The organism is Streptomyces umbrinus (assembly GCF_030817415.1).
Lineage (GTDB): Bacteria > Actinomycetota > Actinomycetes > Streptomycetales > Streptomycetaceae > Streptomyces > Streptomyces umbrinus_A.
The window spans coordinates 2,424,450-2,440,910 of the sequence record NZ_JAUSZI010000002.1; the positions used below are offsets into that span (position 1 = coordinate 2,424,450).

Sequence of the window (16,461 nt, forward strand, 5' to 3'; positions counted from 1 at the left end):
CGGCGCCCTCGGCTACGCCTGGGCGCCGCCGCGCTGTGCACGCGTGGGGACTTGGGCCGCCCCGGGGTCGGGGCCATACAGAGCCGGCTGGAGGTCGAGTTGGTGAAATGAAGGAGGTACACGGGATGAGTCGGCGCGACCGGATGCAGGCATCCGTGCGGGATACGCGGAGGCCGGGCGCCGGGCGCCGGCTGTCAGTAGATCGGGATGCGTTGCTGCACCGATATACAGTCGCCCTCGCCCGCCGGTGGCTCGCAGGGCCCCTGGCCTGCGCCCCTGGCCCGGGAAGGGGTGTCGCATCCAAGCACGCACACGGGAGCGACGGCGGATACGACACCAGATGCGCCGGGGCGAACGCCATCGGGGCCACTCATGCCGAGTGATGAGCCACCCAGGGGCCCGGGGCCAGCACCTCATGGACTGGATCATCACCGCGCGAGCGCCGAGGACCTCCCCGACCTCCACTCCTTCGCCACCGGCCTGGAGAAGGACTGGGAGGCCGTCGTCCAGGGCCTGACATCCCACTGGAATTCCGGTCCCGTCGAGGGCCGGGTAAATCACATCAAAATGGTCAAGCGACTGATGTTCGGCCGCGCCAAACTCCCGTTGCTCCGCAAGCGCGTCCTCTTGACCGCCGCCCGCCCATCGCCACAGTCAGTAACCAGCGGAGAGGTCCAGCGATCGTCCTCACGGAATGGATGCTGTTGGTGATCTTCACTCGGTAGGGTGAAGATCGCCAACAGGTTCGCCAGGCCGGCTGCGCTGGCCTCCTCGGTGGGGGGAAAATCGGGGTGGGCGCCCGGTAAGCCGAAGACTCTGTGATGCCGGTCAGCTCGCCCAACAGGATGGCGATGGGGATCCGCTAGCGGACTTCGGTTTGCGCCACGGCCACCACGGTGACCGGCAGCGCGTGTGTCAGACTCAGCGACTTCCCGGATCCCTCCGGGCGCCCGTTCGATCGGCACGCGTGCGGGAGGGACACGGCGATGGCCAGACAGGACGTGAAGGACGAGGTCCTCTATCTGCGGGCGGCGGGGCTGGATCTGGGCAAGCGGTTCCTGCTGGCGTGCGTACGCACGCCGTGCTTGAAGCGGCCGGGAACCTGGACGCTGGAGACCGAGCGGTTCGCCACCACCCCGGCCGAGATCCGGCGTCTGCTGGCCTGGCTACTCGAGCGCCGGGTCGAGGTGGTGGTGCTCGAGGCCACCTCGGACTACTGGCGCCACCTCTACTACACCTTGCAGCCGCATCTGAACCTGATGCTGGTCAACCCGGCCCACCTCAAGGGCATTCGGGGGCGCAAGAGCGACCCCAGCGACGCCGCGTTCCTGGCCCGGGCGGGCGCCTCGGGCATGGTGATGGGCTCCTTCGTGCCCGAGCGGGAGATCCGCGAACTGCGGGACCTGACCCGCCGCCGCACGCAGCTCATCACGGCACGCGGGCAGGAGGCCCAGCGGCTGGAGAAGGAACTCGAGGACACCGGCATGAAGCTGTCCTCGGTGCTCAGCGACATCACCGGGGCCAGCGGACGCGCCATCATCAACGCACTGATCGGCGGCGAGCGTGACCCCCAGGCGCTGGCCGACCTGGCCATCCGGCGGGCCCGCAGCAAGATCCCGGCCCTGGTTGAGGCACTGGACGGCACGTTCACCGAGCACCACGCGTTCATGTGCCGGCACTACCTCGACGAGATCGACCACCTCACCGCCACGGCCGACCAGCTGGACCAGCGGATCACCGCGCTGCTGACCCGCCTGGAGCACAACAAGGACATCGAGAACCTGGACACCATCCCCGGCATCGGCCCCGCGGCGGCTGAGATCATCATCGCTGAGACCGGTGGGGACATGACCCAGTTCGCCACCGCCGGCCATCTCGCCTCCTGGATCGGGGTCTGCCCGGGCATGAACGAATCCGCCGGCGTCACCAAATCCGCCCGTACCCGCAACGGCAACAGCAACCTGAAACGGCTGTTGGGCATCGCCGCGATGTCGGTGACCCGGAACAAGGACTGCTATCTCAGCGCCTACTACCGGCGCATCGCCGCCCGCCGCGGACGACAGCGGGCCCTGGTCGCGGTGATGCGCAAACTCGCCGTCGCGATCTGGCACATCCTCCGCCACAAGACCCGCTACCAGGACCTCGGCGCCGACTACTTCACCCGCCGCGACCCTGAACGCGCCATGCGTCGCATGACCAAGGAAGCCAACCGCCTCGGCCTCACCGTCCGCTTCGAGCCCATCGCAGCAACGGCCTGACCAGCACACTCACTCAACTTTTCGTGTCAGCATCCGGAGTGTGTTCCAGATCCCAAAAGTCACCGACCCCAAAGGGTTCCATTCAGAGACCGTTGCCGAGCGCCAACACACCCCACCAGCACGTCACCGGCAGCTGGCGTCCCCTAGCTGACCTCACTGCCATCCGGGCGCTGTGGTAGCGCATCAATTGCCGCAGTTTAGGTGGCACCGTGCCGCCACCGGTACGGACGCCGACAGCCAGTCACACCGAACCTCCTGCTTGTTCCCGCGCTCCGGCGGCGCACCTGAACGCCACCCGATACCCCCCAACAGCCCTGGGCCAGCAGCGCGCCAGCCCAGGGCGTGACTCGAGCCCATGGCTACTCGCGGCCGCCGCGTGCCGCGTAGATCAGGGCGATCAGGACCAGCATCGCCATGGCGAGGTTACGGACCTCAGCCGGGTCCCAGCCCGACTGCAGGGCGACGACGAGTACGGCAGCTACGGCGTAGGCCCAGGTGGTGCGACGCATCTTGGATCTCCAACTTCCTCTTTGACTAGGCAACTTGGAGAAAAGCGTGGGAACTGGTGTGATTGTCCGCCTCACCAAAGAGGTGTCCCTGCAGGAAGAAGACGGACAACCCCCACTCGTCCGCGGACAGAAGGACCAAGAGCGTGTCGCGATCGGGACAGCCCCCGAAGCCGCTGGACGGCGACACTCCGCAGGCAAATGAGCTTGCGGCATGGTTGCGGAAGCTGACCTACCCCCTGACCGTGCGGCAACTGGAGGAGCGCTTCACGTTCGGGCGGAGCCAGTGGAGCGAATTCCGCAGAGGACGAAAGCTCATCCCCAGCTACCTCCTGGAGGAGCTGGTGAACGACCTCGTCCGCGAGCCGCGGCTGCGCGAGACGACCCGCGCCGAGGGGCGGCGGCGGCTGGCCGCGGCTGAGCAGGCGGCGATGGGCAAGGCACAGCTGCCGCCCCCGAAGGATCGGGGGCCGGCGCTGGAGCTGCACATCCGCCTCGACGATGCGCGCAAGGGGCAGCTACAGGCACAAGAGACCGTCATGTTCATGTCCCAGCTGATCTTCCGGTTGCTGGGCCTGATGGCCGAGCTCAATAAGCAGTGCCGCATCCTGGAAGAGCAGCGCGACCGTGCCACGGACAAGGCGCGTACCGAGGTCCTGGCAGAGATCGGCCAGCACCTGGTCGAGCTGAAGCAGCGCAATAGGCAGGCCGACGAGCGCGTGGCCAGGGCGCGGCGCAAACGAGAGGAGGCCGAGCAAATCCGCGTCGCCGCCCAGCAACTCGCCGAGCAGTACCGCCGCGCACTGGAAGCATTTCAGCAGCGCACAACCGATGGCGAGCCCGAGCCACCTGACGCAGAACCCGAGTCCAGCCCGGTGGTGCCGCTGTATGAGTACGACGTCCTCCTGGAGCACGCCGACGACGAGCTCGCTGCCCACGCCCAGGAGCTGTCGCAGTTGCGCGAGCAGATCGGCCTTGACCACCCCAACGACACTGACCCTGATCCTGGCCCCAAGATTGTCCGCGGCGAAATCGTGGACAGCGCGGACAAGCCGATGAACAGCAGCAACGCAGCGGACAGCGGCAAGGGAGCCGTGTCCGCAGACACCCCGGACAAGCCCGATCAGCCAAGCGATCATCTTCGCCAGACCGGCGTCGTCCTCGACACCCGCGAGGACGCCCAGGCCTACCACGCGTCCGGAAGAGCGTTGCCCCGTGCTAACCCGGACAACCCTTCGACCAGCGCCATAAGAGACGACGGCTCTGGCGTCCCCGAAGCGCTGGTCCACTCGGACTCGCCACGCCTCCTCGTCGGCGCGACGGGTGAGCACCGCAGCCACAGTTCACGAGGCCCCGCGCACAGGACAGCGCCAGCGGGGCCGGCAGCCCACCGAGACGGGGCGGGCGGGCCCGTCCCAGGCCTTTCGCGGCCGTGGTCACACAGACGACTCTCACGACCTTCCGCCCGCAGCATTGCTATGGCCACCTTGGTCGCGCTGAGTGCCGGATCGGCTCTGCTGTTCGGCGTACCCTGGCTGGAGAAATCGAGCGGGTTGCCAGACCGTTCCCGGCCAACGCAGCACGCCCCCATTGGAGGCGATGACCGCCCTGCTCAGGCGCGTTCCCAAACCACGCTATATGCCTGGGGCGACGGCACGTTGCACGCGCTGGATGCCGACACCGGCAAGGAACACTGGACCCATCCCACCGTCAGGCACGAGGACGGCAACCCTGATCTAGGGTCGGCCGACGGTAACCTCTACGTGAGCGTCGGGCCCGATGAACGGTATAGGTGGGGCGTCGACGTTCTGGATGCCGTCACCGGCAAGAAGCGCTGGGACCACCTCACCGAGTTCGGACAGCCGACCGGCACACACGCCAACGGCATGCTGTACGTCATCGACGACGAAGTGCCCGGCCGGACCGACGAGGTCCCTGATCCGCCGCCCATCGGCGGCGAGGAGATGGCAGGCATCCCCGCCGGTCTCACCGCATTGGACGCGACCACCGGCAAGGAACGCTGGAGCTACCCCACCGGGGAATTTGACGCCACTCCAGTGTCGGACGGAAAGAACATCTACTCCGGCGGAGCGTTCGCCCTGTTTGCGCTGGATGCAGACACCGGCGAAAAACGCTGGAGCTATGAGGGCTGGGTGCACAGCTTGGCGGCGGACGACGGCATGATCTACGCCTCCTACAACAATTGGTGGTCAAACGGGCTTGAGCTGGTCGCGTTGGATGCGGAAAGCGGCACCAAGCGGTGGAGCTACCCCCGCACTGCCGAAGCCGATGATCCCGTCGTCACCGGCGGGACCGTGTTCCTCAACGACGCATCACTGACCGCGCTGGACGGGAAGACCGGCAACAAGCGCTGGACCTATCCCAAGAAGCTCACAACCTCTCCCATGGTCGCCGGCGGCACGGTGTACGCCCTCAGCAACGGTGAAGTGGTCGCGCTGGACGAGGACACAGGCAAGAAGCGGTGGAGCTACCCCACCCGAGATGCAGCTCATGCCGTGGTCCTCGACGGCACCGTCTACGTCAGCGGCACAGACGTGGTAGCTCTGGATGCAAAGACCGGCGCCAAGCGCTGGAGCCACGGTCTCGGCGACAGCGCAAGCACCCCGATCGTCACCGACACGGTCGTGTACGTAGGCAGCTCAAACGGCGTCACCGCACTTGACGCGGAATCCGGAAAGGAGCGCTGGACCTTCCCCTGCGACACCCCCGAACTGCTGACCACGGCCGTGCCATGACGAGACGGGCCCCCACGTCATCGTCCAGGTGATCACCCGCCTCCGGCGCCGCAGCAGGACATCGATGCCCTCGACGACATCCACCAACAGCTGTCCTCGCGCTTGAGGTCCCGGGCGAGCGGCGCGCAATGCTCCTCGCCGACCCGTCGAAGGTGACCGTCGACGACGGGGTGACCCTGGACTGCACGAGAACCCGCGGCGGATCGAGCGGCAGATTGGACAGGTCCACCAGGCCCCCGCGCCGACGGCTCGGACGACAACCCGATGGCGTTGGTGGCCTTTTCGTCTGGCAGGGCTTCGGTGTAGGCGCAGCGGCTGTAGCCGTTGCCAGCCCGTCGACCGCGGAGTTCAGATACGCGTAGCCACCGCGTTCGTCGCCTCGTGGCGAGCGGTAGGTGCTCCGGGACCTCGTCCCGCAGGGCGCCCTCGCGTCCGTCCGGTGCTTGCCAGCCGCGGCCGACGCAGGCCTGTCGGTTGTGTTCCTGGCTGGTCGCGAGTACGCCGACCGCGCCCCCTGGTCCCAGCCGCGGGACTGGCCTACACCCGCAGCTCCGGCGCTGGTGTAAAGGCCCCCATGGACAACCGGCCTGTGCGGCTCACGGCGTCGACCACTGCCCGGTGCGACTCGGGCCTCGCACGTGTCCTGAATGACCACCATGGTGTCGTGCTGGGTACCGATTAATCCCGATCTTGACAGCAGTGACGTTTCGCTGAGCTGAATACGTACGAGAGCCCGACATCGGAAGGATTAATAGTTCTAGGGTGGCTCCCGACTTCCAGAAACTGCGCGGCTGGGGGGTTGGGTGGCGCTACGCAAAGAGGATCCCACGTTCGTGGGCGGCTACCGTTTAGAGAGCCGGCTGGGGGCTGGCGGTATGGGGGTGGTCTACCGGGCGTCCTCCGCTTCTGGCCGCCCGGTTGCTCTGAAGGTGATAGGGCGCGAATGGGCCGAGGACCCCGAGTTCCGAGCACGGTTCGAACTGGAGGTCGCTGCTGCTCGTATGGTCCACAGCGAGTTCACCGCTCCCATCGTCGACGCCGATCCTCACGCGCCGGCCCCCTGGATGGCCAGCCAGTACATACCTGGAGAATCGCTCGCCGCCCGCGTGAGGGAGCGCGGCCCGCTCAATGCACAGGAGTTTCACTCGCTGGCGAAGGCTCTGGCACGTGGGCTGCGGGACATCCACCGGGCTGGAGTGGTGCATCGCGACCTCAAGCCCGGCAACATCCTGCTGAGTGAACGCGGCCCTCTCATCATCGACTTCGGCGTCTCCCGCGCCGTGGACGGCAAGCCCCTGACCGCCGCAGGCCAGATCGTCGGCACGCCCGCCTACATGGCACCGGAGCAGTTCACAGCTCCATCGGAGGCCGGGCCGGCGGCTGACGTGTTCTCCCTGGGCTGCGTGCTGGTCTTCGCCGCCACCGAGCACAGCCCGTTCGAAGCGAACAGCCCCGTCGCTGCGGCCTACCGGGGCATGCACGAAGAACCTGACCTCAGGGAACTGCCCGACGCTTTCCGCAGCCTGGTCGCCGCCTGCCTGCACAAGGCGCCGGACGACCGCCCCAGCCTGGCACAGGTACTCGCGGAGCTGGACTGCCCCGAGCGGCAACGCAAGGCCCGTATCACCGCAGTCCGCACGCTTCGAACCGCCACCGGCCAGTGGCTTACCCGGCGCGTACCCGCCTGGATGGCTGGCCTGACAGCCTTGACGTCAGGAGCAGTGGCTCTTGCTGCGGTGGCCATCGGCCTGATTCCGGCGGGCACGATATTACAGAAGGAGCAAGGCACCTGGGAGACATCGTTCAGCGCACACGGTGATATCCGCCGATGCGCCCTGCACGGCGCCATCTACTGCGTGACCGAAGACGGCTCCGTCACCCGCGTCGACACCGACGACGGAAGAATCACGTGGACCAGTGGCTTCCCCAGGGAGGAGGCCAGAGTCTCAAGACCGCCGCACAGCGGCGTGGTCGTGCTCGGCGCAACCCACGGCAGGGTCATCACCGCCTATCAGCGCGCCCGCGAAGACGATGGAGCCTGGCAACTTCTTGACTCCAGGCTCTCCGTGCTTGACGCCGACACCGGCAGAAGACTGTGGACCCGGCTGATCCCCCACAACAGCACCCCGTTCGACGACTTCCCGGCCGCACAGCTCGCCGGATCGACGCTCTACATCACGGACCTGGCCAAAGCCAAGCCCGAAGTCCAGGCGATCGACGTAGCAACGCGGGATGTCCGCTGGAGGCGGACCCTGCAGAAGCGCGAGGTGCCCACGGCGACGCCTCACGGCCTTTACACGATCCGGGAGACCCAGCAGTCTCTGAGCCGACGCCCCCAGCGTACGGTGATCACAGCGCTCGACTCCGTCACCGGACACGCAGCCTGGTCCATCACCCAGGACGAGGCTCTGACTTTCGCGGGTTCCGCACCGGGCGCCGTGTACCTGGTCGAGCGCCACGACAAGGCAGACGTAACCAGCGGCGACGATGGTGGTATCGATTCCCGGCACGTAGCGGTGGTGCGCCTCGATACCAGCACCCGCACCCACGTGCGTGTCCCCGTGCCCGGAGTGTCCGGCATGCGCCTTTCGGTGGACGGCTTCAGATGGGCCGGTGAAGGAATGTACGGAATCGCAGACGACGACACCTTCTACTTGCGGGACGACTCCGGGAAAACCATCGCAGTCGACAGCAAGAGCAAGAAGATACGCTGGAAGGTCAAGTTCCCTATGCAGAACAGCACGCCGACCCTTTTCGGCCACCGGCTTTACTACTCTGCATCGAACGGAAGCATCACCGCACTCGACTCCCGCACCGGCCAGCAGGACTGGCACTTCCAGCCACCACACCCCGTAGATCGCTTCAGGAAAGACCCCTTGGGCCCGGTCACGGGCGCCAACGGACGGCTGTACGCCATATCAAACAGCAACAGCCTCTTCATGGCCGAAACAGGTGCCGTTCCCTGATAACTGGCACCATTGGACGGCGCCCCTGGCGTGCCACTCGGGCAGTTGCTAAAGGTTGTCCCGTAAGTGATCTTGCAGGTGCTGCGGACGCGGGTGACAGGGCGCGGTCGGCTCGGTTATCCGGTGAGGGCGAGGTTGTACAGGCGGGCAATGCCGAGCACGGCGTGGTAGACGCCGTCGCCTTTCAGGCGGCAGTCGAGCTCAACGAGGTCGCGGCTGTAGACCAGAGGCGGTCTCGATCGCCGCCTTGCCTGGAATCCGGTGTGCGCGGCGGCTGTTCCTTGTGGGTCAAACGACCGGCACACTCTGCGACCGGGCCGGGCTACTGTGCCCGTCGTACGGGGCTGACACCGGCCATGGCGGTCGCGCATGACCTCACCCGCAGGGCGATGCACGACTGACAAAGTTCCCTGCACGGACGACAAATTCCGAAGGGTGCGGATCCTTTCGAGGGGCAGCTGAGCTGGGAAGACGCTGATTGACGTGTGAGCGGTGCCGTCGTACTCCTACCGTGGCGGGGTGGAGGTGGGCGCGATGGTGTCGTTGCCGGAAGAGCTCCAGGCGCGGGAGGCCGCGGCTCGACAGCGGGTGGAAGAACTCCAGGCCGAGGCTGCGGAGTTGGCCGTCCGGCTGGAGAAGGCCCGGGCGGATCTGTCGCGGTTGGAGATCACGCGGGAGACCGTCGCGCAAGTGCTCGCGGAGTTGTCGGCCGCCCAGGCAGCGCCGGAAGCAGAGGCGCGCGATGCGCCGGACCCCAAGGCGCCGGCGCCTCACGGCATCGGAGTGATGGCCGTGCCGCCGTGGCGGGAGGGCCTGGTCGTTCAAGTGCTGCCGGACGTGTACCGGGACATCGTGGAGATCGTCGCTGATGCTCCAGGTCCGTTGCAGGCCAAGCAGATCGTGCCGCGGATCGGGTTGGAGGCCACCACGGCGAAGATCGAGGGGACACGGGGAAAGCTGAAGCGTCTGGTGGAGCGGGGCTGGCTGGACGAGGACGCACCGGGACGGTTCACCCTCGCTCGCCACGACGGGGACGCCGACCAGGTCAACTCCCGGTGACCAAGGGGCTCTTCTCCGTAGATTCGAAGGTGCCAACCAAACGAACCGCAAGAAGAGCCGAAGAAGAGCCCCAGATGGAACCCTATGACGCCTTGTCCGGGCCTGATGAGTATGCCGCCTCCCGTGGTGCCTTCGAACGCCTTGTCTCGACGCTGGCCGACGACCCGGCGCAAAGCATGGCCCACGACGAGCTGGAGGAACTGCTCGAACAGCAAGGGCGCGAGTTGCTGCGGCAGTTGATGCAGGATCACCTCGATGCGCGGGCGAGGACGGAAGAAGCGGACGCCCGTATCAACGCAGGGCAACCGGCGGTGCGCGGGCCGGAAGGACAGACGCGGACCTGGCGGGAGAGCAACCACCCCCGCTGGCTGACCTGCGTGTTCGGGCCGGTCCGGGTGAACAGGATCGCCTATCGCGGCCGGGGCGTGTCCAACGTGCACCCGGCGGATGCCCACTTGTCGCTCCCCGCCGGCCGGCACTCCCGCGGGCTTGCCCGCCTCGCGGTTCTGGAGGCGGTTCGCGGCTCGTTCGACCAGGCCCAGGCCGCGATCGAGCGACGCTGCGGGAAGGTGCTGGGCAAGCGCCGTCTCAAAGAGCTGGTGGTCGCTGCCGCCGTCGACATCGCCGCCTACTACACGGTGAAGATCCCCACGCCGTGCACCCGCGGGATGCCGCTGGTCATCCAGGTCGACGGCAAGGGGGTGGTGATGCGGCCCGAAGCCCTGCGCGAGGCCACCCGCCGGGCCGCGGCCAAGAGCGCGGCGGCCGGACGGCGCGGACGCCTGGCTCCGGGGGAGAAGCCCAATCGCAAGCGCATGGCGACCGTGGCCTGCATCTTCGACATCGTGCCCGCCCCGCGCCGGCCGCACGACATCGTGCACCCGCCCGGCGGTCGCAGCCAGGCCCGGCCGCCGAGGCCGGGCCCGAAGGCGGAACAGAAATGGTGCACCGCCTCGGTGATCCGTCCTCCGGAACAGGTCGTCGCCGACGCCTTCGGACAGGCCGAGGCCCGCGACCCGCAGCAGCTGCGGGACTGGATCGTGCTCGTCGACGGCGCCCGCCACCAACTCGACCTGATCCAAGCCGAAGCCGCCCGCCGCGGCATCCACCTCAACGTCCTGCTCGACTTCGTCCATGTCGCCGAGTACTGCTGGACAGCAGCGCATGCTTTCCATCCGCCCGGCAGCCGTGCGGCTGAGACCTGGGCCGCGGACAAACTCACCGCGATCCTCGCCGGACATGCCGAGCGCGCCGCCACCGAGATGACCGCCCAGGCCGCAGCCGAACGGCTTCCCGCCGCCCGCCGCGAGGCAGTCACCACCTGCCACCGCTACCTCACCGGCCACCTCGATCAGCTTCACTACGACACCGCCCTCGCGGCCGGCTGGCCGATCGCCACCGGCGCCGTCGAAGGCGCCTGCCGCCACCTGATCGCCGACCGCCTCGACATCACCGGCGCCCGCTGGGGACTCGACGGCGCCGAAGCCGTCCTCCAACTCCGCACACTGATCACGAACGGCGACTTCGACAACTACTGGGTCTTCCACGCGGCCCGTGAACATCAACGCCTCTACCCCGGCCCCGACCAGCAGAAGTACAGCCTCACAGCTTGATCCCCACCCTCCCTTCAGAGGATCCGCACCCAATTCCGAAGCCCACGACGCCCCTAAGGTCCATGGGTGAGGCCAGAGAGAGGGGCGTCACACACCCGCATCACGAGCCTTGTTGTGCGTGAGCGACGGCACCGCGTGGGCGCACTGCGTGGTGTCGAGCCTCGCCCCTGTCAGTTACCTACGAACTGGAGAACCGTGAACAGAAACCGTTTCAAGGTCGGCGCCATCAGTGCCATCATCGGCGTGATCTCGACGCTGCTGGTTGGTTTGACCGCGAGCCCTGCCTCTGCCGCCACCAATGATGAGACTCTTTGAAAACGGTTCAGGCCGCGATTCCGTGAATCCCCAGGTCGGCGTACGACTGCGGGAACGTTTCTCGTGGGGATTGCCCTGGTATGGGGGCTGCTGCGGTCGAGGATGTGCTGTTTCCCGGGATCGATGTGCGTGTCACGGCGGTGCACGCCACAGAGGAGAGAGTCGCTGTGGAGGCGTCGTCGTGTGGGCAGCCGCCGGCCTGTCCGGACTGCGGCTGGCCGGGACGTCGCGTGCACTCCCGGTATGTGCGCCGTGTGGCCGAACGCCCCTTGGTGGGGCGGGCGTTGGTGATCCGGCTCAGTGTGCGCCGCTCCTTTTGCGAGCGGGCGTCTTGCCGTCGGCGGACGTTCGTCGAGCAGGTCCCGGATCTGAGTGAGCGGTATCGCCGTCACAGCGTTGGGCTGCGGCGATGGATGCAGGCCGTCGCTACGTTCCTGGGCGGTCGTCCCGGTGAACGCCTATGCCGGGTCCTGCAGTTACCCACGGGCCGTACCCATCTGCTGGGCCTGCTCACGGCCCCGGTAGTGCCCGAGCGTGCGCCGCGGGTGCTGGGTGTCGACGAGTTCGCCTTCCGCAAGGGCTGGCGCTACGGAACCGTCCTGGTCGACATCGAAGCGGCCCGCGTGGTCGATGTCCTGCCCGACCGGGACGCGGCCTCCTTCGCCACCTGGCTGCGCGAACATCCCGGCGCGGAGATCATCTGCCGGGACCGGGCCAGTGCCTATTCCAGTGCTGTCCGTGAAGCCGTTCCAGATGCCCAGGAGGTCGCCGATCGCTGGCATTTGCTCCACAACCTCTCCTCCGCGGTCGAGAAGACGTGCCATCAACACCGCTCCTGCCTGCGCAAACAGGCCGAAGCCGATCGCGATGCGGAGCCCCGGCGGATCATCAATCCCCTGCCACCGCCGATGCTGCCGCCCACGAAGATCGCTGTCCGCACTGTCGACCGGTACTCCGACATCCATCGCCTGCTTGGGCAGGGGCACTCCGTCTCCGAGATTGCACGGCGACTGCACCTGGACCGCAAGACCGTCCGCCGCTTCCGCGACACCGACCTCGACGAGCTGCTTGCGTCCGCACGGCACGGGCGCCCCAAAGGGGTGCTGGAGCCGTTCACCGCCTATCTGACCGAGCGCTTCACCGACGGTGTGACCAGCCCGACCGACCTGTTCCACGAGATACACGAGCGCGGCTACCAGGGCAGCGACCTGCCTGTGCGCCGCTACGTGGCCGGGCTCAGGACCGGCACTGTCGAACCTGCCCGCGGCGCTATCCCGAGCCCACGCAAGATCACCACCTGGATCATGCTGCCCCGTGGCACTGTGAAGCTCCGCGAGGAGGAACAGCTCCTCAATGTGCGGCTGACATGCCCCGACATCACCCGGGCGTGCGACCTCGCCTGGACCTTCCACGACCTGCTCCAACAACGGCGCGGCCACCAGCTGTTGACGCGGATACGCGAAGCCGAGCGCGACGCGCCGGCGCCCATCTTGTCCTTCGCGCAGGGCCTGTGCCTCGACCTCGATGCCGTCACCGCCGGCCTCACCCTTCCATGGAGTTCGGGCATCGTCGAAGGCCATGTCAATCGCATCAAGACGATCAAGCGGGCCATGTACGGCCGAGCCTCATTCCGCCTCCTCCGCACCCGCATCCTGCCCCGATCATGAGCCCGGGATTCACGGAATCGCGGCCTGAACCAATTACGTGACGTTCCACAGCGGACGGGCGCTTCACAGTGTCCGGAAGTTGGGACTCTACCGTCCGCTGCTGGGTCCTCGCCCGCGGCCGCTGCCCGCGGGTACTCGAAGGCCACACCCATCCGGCGCGGGCCATGGACCTCAGCGCCGACAGACGATTCGCCATCTCCGGCAGCATGGACCACACCGTGCGGATCAGGGACGTCGCCCACGGGGCGCTGCGTCCGGGTCCTGGACAAGCAGCAGCGACGATGTGGCACGGTGATCGTCAGTTTTAGGCATGGCCGACCAGAACGCGGCCTGAGGCGCACAAGATCGGCCGCTAGGAAACGCGGGGCAGCTCAATCACACGTTCTGACGTTCATTGTCAGGCTTAAGTTGGAGGACGATGCGCTCGCGCTCGGTCAACGGGGGCTCGGTCAATGGTGGCCGTAGCGGCCCCAGCAGAGCTGCTCCGAGGACGGAGGGGCGTGCCAAGCGAGTGGCGCCCTTACGCATCGTGGTGACGTCGGTCATGGCGGTGGCCATGAAGAACGATCCTGTGGCCGTACGCGACAGGCGGCTGGTGAAGGCGCTGACGATGCGATCCTGCCAGGTGGGCACCTGACCGTGAGCGTCGGTGTAGTGGATGTCTTGGGCGGTAGCCAGAGCCCAGGCGGCGTCGACAGGGCCTGCGGCAGCGCGCTGGACACGGCGGGACAGACCGACGGAGCGGACATCGCCGGTGCGGTTCAGTTCCCGGCGCAGAGCTTGTGCGCCCTGCGCAGCCACGCTCATGCCCTGCCCGTAGACAGGGTTGAAGGTTGCGATGGCGTCACCCAGAGCGATGAAACCTTCCGGCCAGGTTCCGGTCTTCTCGAAGTACCGGCGGCGGTTGTGAGTACTGCGTGTGATAGCGACGTCGGTCAGGGGGTGTGCACGGGAGATGATCTGGCCGATGAGGGGGTGGCGCAGGTCGAGTGCGAAGCGGGTGAAGTCCTCAGGGTTGTCGGTGGGTTCGCCGCCACGGGTGCCACCAAGGCTGACGATCCACTGTTTGTCTTCGATCGGAGCAAGGGCAGCGGCTTGTCCGGGGCCTGGGCTGCGAGGGTCGGCCATCACGTTGATCACGGGAATGGATTCAGCGCCGCTGGGGGCGCGGTAGATGCGGGTGGCGTAGGTGAGGCCGGTGTCCAGGGTGTGCTCGGGTATTTCCGTGATGCCGAGGTCGGCGAGCCACGTGGCCGCACGAGAGGCGCGGCCAGAGGCGTCGATGACCAGGTCGGCTGTCATCTCCTCGTCGGCGCCAGTGCCGGTGATGTGGGAAAGGGCAATGCCGCTGACACGGCTGCTGCTGCCCAGCAGGCCGGTCACCTGACGACCTGGCAGGACCTGGATGCGGTGATTCTTCAGAGTCTGGCTGCGGACTACGTGATCCAGGAGGTCTCGGCTGGAGGTGACCAGGTAGTGGGTGGGGCGCCAGCGCCGGTACCAACCTTCCGGGGACAGAGCCACCATGTCGGAGGTGAGCCGGTGGCGGTGGGCGCCTTCGGCAAGCCAGCGGTCAATGGAACCGGGAAGCAGGTCTTCGATAGCGTCCGCGCCGCCTGCCATGAGGATGTGGATGTGCCGTGCCTGAGGTAGTCCCTTGCGTGGGCGGGGGCCGTCCGGCAGCTCGTCACGCTCGATGATGACGACGTCGTCGACGGCGTGGCTGACGGCGACGGCAGCGAGCATGCCGGCCATCCCTCCGCCGATCACGATGGCACGGCGCATGGATGAAGGTCCTCTCGTTGCCTGGGGGTGTCACAGATCAGGACAGCAAAGCCAACCGCGCCGGTACGGGTACCCATGGAGAGAGCCATGAGCAACGAGGTCATGGAGTGGCTGCTTCACGCTCATGGTCCGTCAGCGGCGGGGCTTCTAGAGGCGGTTTCTTCCGACCGAGGTAGACCAGGGCGAGCATGTCGGGCATGAATAGCCGGGCAGGCGGCTTCTCCATGCTCATCACGTCAAGCAAAATGCGTAGAGCGTGAGGGTTTCGCGAACCGGTGTCTACGGCCTTGTCGACGAAGGCTGCAAGGGTTCTTTCGACCCAGGTGGGGGGCTGGTCGCTGGCGCCCGGGTAGAACACATCCTGCCCCACGGCCAGGCTCCAAGCGTTCTCGACCGGTCGTGCCGCAGCCTTCTGAATGCGCCAGGCCGTGCCGGGTACGCGGAGTTCATGTCGCCCTAGGATGCGACGCAGGGCGATGACGCTCTGCGCGGCGGCAGTTAGACCATGACCGTAGACGGGGTTGTAGCCGGCGACAGCCTCGCCGAGGACGGCGAAGCCGTCAGGCCAATGGGCGGCCTTCTCGTAGTAGCGCCGCTTGTTGGCGGTGTTGCGGGTGGTGACGACGTCGGTTTCCGGCTCGGCGCCGGCAAGGAGTTCGCCGATGATGGGGTGGGGCAACGTATGCGCGAAGGGCACGAACTCTTCATTGCTGCCGTTGGGTTGTCCTCCGCGGGTTCCTGCGAGCGTCACGAGCCATCGCCCGTCTTCAATCGGGGTGATGGTGCCGCCCCTGCCAGGGTTTTGGCGGGGGTCAGCCTGGACGTTGACAATCGGGAAACCGCTGGCAGTGTCGCCCGGTGCGCGGTAGATCCGGCTGGCGTAGCCGATGCCCGCGTCGACCGTGCGCTCGTCGACCGGCGGGAGCCCTAGTTCCTGCAGCCAGACGGAGGCACGGCTGCCCCGCCCGCTGGCGTCTATGACCAGGTCGGCCGGAAGCGTGCTGTCGGTGTGTGCCGAGCGTATGCGAACTCCGGTCACGCGGCGGGCGCTGCCTTCCAGCGACAGCAGTGCTGTTTCCTGGCACAAGGTGACGCGGTAATTCTTCAACACCCTGGTGCGGATCACGGCATCGAGCAGATCGCGGCTGCACAGAAGGTTGGTGTGGCGGGAGTGTGTAAAGCGGCGGAACCACTGGCCTGATGGTGCCTTGGACACCATGTCGCTCATGATGCGAGTTCTTCGGGCACCGCAATCGACGAGCTGGTCGACGATGCCGGGCAAGAGCTCCTCGATGGCTTTGACGCCGCCAGACCACAGAATGTGGGCATGCCGGGCCTGCGGCAGCCCTTTTCGTGGCTGAGGACCGTCCGGCAGGAAGTCTCGCTCGATGATCGTAACGTCGGCGTGGTCGGCGAGCACGGATGCCGCAAGCATGCCTGTCATGCCCCCTCCGATGACGACTGCGCTGCGTCGGCGGGCGGGGTTTGTGTCAGGCATTGACGTTGGCCCTCTCTGTATTGACTGTCCGGCGCGTG

General features: G+C 67.0%; 9 protein-coding genes and 2 pseudogenes. 7 read left to right on the top strand and 4 right to left on the bottom strand.

Features of this window, described 5'->3' with window-relative positions; all coding sequences use genetic code 11:
• Nucleotides 1-986 precede the first annotated feature (986 nt).
• The gene (locus tag QF035_RS11280; protein ID WP_307519984.1) at nucleotides 987-2,258 is read left to right on the top strand and encodes an IS110 family transposase; all 1,272 of its coding nucleotides are present in this window, start codon (nucleotides 987-989) and stop codon (nucleotides 2,256-2,258) included.
• A gap of 359 nt (nucleotides 2,259-2,617) precedes the next feature.
• Here QF035_RS11280 and QF035_RS11285 read toward each other — a convergent pair whose 3' ends face one another.
• Nucleotides 2,618-2,767, bottom strand: coding sequence for a hypothetical protein (locus tag QF035_RS11285; protein ID WP_307519985.1), 150 nt, complete (start codon nucleotides 2,765-2,767; stop codon nucleotides 2,618-2,620).
• Nucleotides 2,768-2,910: 143 nt separating this feature from the next.
• On the opposite strand from QF035_RS11285, the gene QF035_RS11290 reads away from it, so the two are divergent.
• Both QF035_RS11290 and QF035_RS11295 read left to right on the top strand, forming a co-directional pair.
• Nucleotides 2,911-5,520: an outer membrane protein assembly factor BamB family protein gene (locus QF035_RS11290; protein WP_307519986.1), complete on the top strand. Its 2,610-nt coding sequence runs from the start codon at nucleotides 2,911-2,913 to the stop codon at nucleotides 5,518-5,520.
• A gap of 833 nt (nucleotides 5,521-6,353) precedes the next feature.
• A complete protein-coding gene (locus QF035_RS11295; RefSeq protein ID WP_307519987.1) occupies nucleotides 6,354-8,486 on the top strand; it encodes a protein kinase domain-containing protein in 2,133 nt (710 codons plus the stop codon).
• A 116-nt stretch (nucleotides 8,487-8,602) separates the two neighbouring features.
• Here the strand turns inward: QF035_RS11295 and QF035_RS11300 are convergent.
• Nucleotides 8,603-8,683 (bottom strand): annotated as a pseudogene (locus QF035_RS11300) (IS5/IS1182 family transposase); the annotation flags it as partial.
• Nucleotides 8,684-9,020: 337 nt separating this feature from the next.
• On the opposite strand from QF035_RS11300, the gene QF035_RS11305 reads away from it, so the two are divergent.
• The 4 genes and pseudogenes from QF035_RS11305 to QF035_RS55725 all read left to right on the top strand — a co-directional run.
• On the top strand, nucleotides 9,021-9,545 hold the full coding sequence (locus tag QF035_RS11305; RefSeq protein ID WP_307519952.1) for a hypothetical protein: 525 nt from the start codon (nucleotides 9,021-9,023) through the stop codon (nucleotides 9,543-9,545).
• Between the two features lie 74 nt (nucleotides 9,546-9,619).
• Nucleotides 9,620-11,158 (top strand): ISKra4 family transposase, encoded by a 1,539-nt coding sequence (locus QF035_RS11310; RefSeq protein WP_307519950.1) that lies wholly within the window; start codon nucleotides 9,620-9,622, stop codon nucleotides 11,156-11,158.
• Between the two features lie 395 nt (nucleotides 11,159-11,553).
• Nucleotides 11,554-13,140: an ISL3 family transposase gene (locus tag QF035_RS11315; RefSeq protein WP_307519988.1), complete on the top strand. Its 1,587-nt coding sequence runs from the start codon at nucleotides 11,554-11,556 to the stop codon at nucleotides 13,138-13,140.
• Between the two features lie 50 nt (nucleotides 13,141-13,190).
• Nucleotides 13,191-13,448 (top strand): annotated as a pseudogene (locus QF035_RS55725) (WD40 repeat domain-containing protein); the annotation flags it as partial.
• A 67-nt stretch (nucleotides 13,449-13,515) separates the two neighbouring features.
• Here the strand turns inward: QF035_RS55725 and QF035_RS11320 are convergent.
• A complete protein-coding gene (locus tag QF035_RS11320) occupies nucleotides 13,516-14,925 on the bottom strand; it encodes an NAD(P)/FAD-dependent oxidoreductase (protein ID WP_307519989.1) in 1,410 nt (469 codons plus the stop codon).
• A 100-nt stretch (nucleotides 14,926-15,025) separates the two neighbouring features.
• Nucleotides 15,026-16,423: an FAD-dependent oxidoreductase gene (locus QF035_RS11325; protein WP_307519990.1), complete on the bottom strand. Its 1,398-nt coding sequence runs from the start codon at nucleotides 16,421-16,423 to the stop codon at nucleotides 15,026-15,028.
• Between the last annotated feature and the right edge of the window lie 38 nt (nucleotides 16,424-16,461).